2 protein-coding genes are annotated in these 1,143 nt (G+C 49.0%); both read left to right on the plus strand.

The features are described 5' to 3' along the window. Positions 1–229 precede the first annotated feature (229 nt). Complete coding sequence (locus H522_RS0116405; RefSeq protein WP_035454582.1) at positions 230–505, plus strand: AbrB/MazE/SpoVT family DNA-binding domain-containing protein; 276 nt, start codon at positions 230–232, stop codon at positions 503–505. After that, positions 505–831, plus strand: coding sequence for a type II toxin-antitoxin system PemK/MazF family toxin (locus tag H522_RS21330; protein WP_081412236.1), 327 nt, complete (start codon positions 505–507; stop codon positions 829–831). The genes H522_RS0116405 and H522_RS21330 overlap by 1 nt, the downstream gene beginning before the upstream one ends. Positions 832–1,143: the final 312 nt, after the last annotated feature.

The following is a 1,143-nucleotide window of genomic DNA, read 5'->3' on the forward strand; positions in this document are numbered from 1 at the left end:
GAGCGGCACCAGAGCATTGCGGAGCTTTGCTGGTACAATATCGTCCTCTTTATCGCCTGGGGTATTGGGTTTACCACCGGGGCCGCCAGTCTGACATGGAAGGGTTAATACATGGCAATCCTCGTGGGCGAAAATGAGATGGAAATGAGCACATTTGTTTGAAATGACGTATCACCTTCCATCTTGACGTATATACTGCGTATATACATCTGAGGTGGAAGGTGATATCATGGATGCGGGATTGAATGAACCAAAGGGAGAGATCCGCATGACAACAACCGTTCAAAGATGGGGCAATAGTCTGGCCATCCGCATCCCTCGTGTTGTTGCAGAAAGGCTGGCAGTTCAACAAGGGTCTGAAATTGAACTGAGTGTCGAAGACAACGCAATCATTTTGACCCCAAAACAGAAAAAGCCTACGCTCGAAGAACTTTTGGCGAAAATCACGCCGGAAAATCGGCATGTAGAAGTGGATTTTGGGGTTGAAGGGAATGAATTGTTGTAATGCCAGCGCCCGAGCGCGGGGATCTTGTGTATGTGAATTTCAACCCACAATCTGGTCATGAACAAGCGGGAACACGGCCTGGGATTGTTTTATCGCCGCAAGCGTTTAATGCAGCTACTGGATTTGCCGTCGTCTGTCCGATCACTCGACAGCAAAAAGGATACCCTTTCGAAGTAGTATTGCCGGATGGATTGGTTTTTGAAGGCGTTATCTTAACTGACCAAGTGAAGAGCTTGGATTGGCGGGCTCGTCGATTTCAAATAAAAGGTCGAGCCCCTGATGAATTGGTCATGGAATGTTTAGACCTTATACATACCTTTTTATAGATAATTGCGTAGAAGAAGATCAAACTTTTACGTCGAAAAAGATTACGACATAGGTGTCGACACTTGTCACGCTGCTGCTGAACATAAAATGAGCGTCCACTGCCCCAACAGTGAACGCTCGGTGATCAAGGCATCCGGTCCATACCCTGATCAGTTAAGAAGGTGTACTGGAGGCCGATTACGGTGGGGCCGGCGCGGGGCTGGGGACAACTCCCATCACCTGGTTCTCCGTCTTCAACAACTGGGAGAACATGATAGCCCAGGCACTCGCGGCCGTGTTTGTCATCGGCTCGTTCTACGCGGCGCAGATGG

This window comes from Alicyclobacillus herbarius DSM 13609 (assembly GCF_000430585.1).
In the GTDB taxonomy this organism is placed as follows: Bacteria; Bacillota; Bacilli; order Alicyclobacillales; family Alicyclobacillaceae; genus Alicyclobacillus_G; species Alicyclobacillus_G herbarius.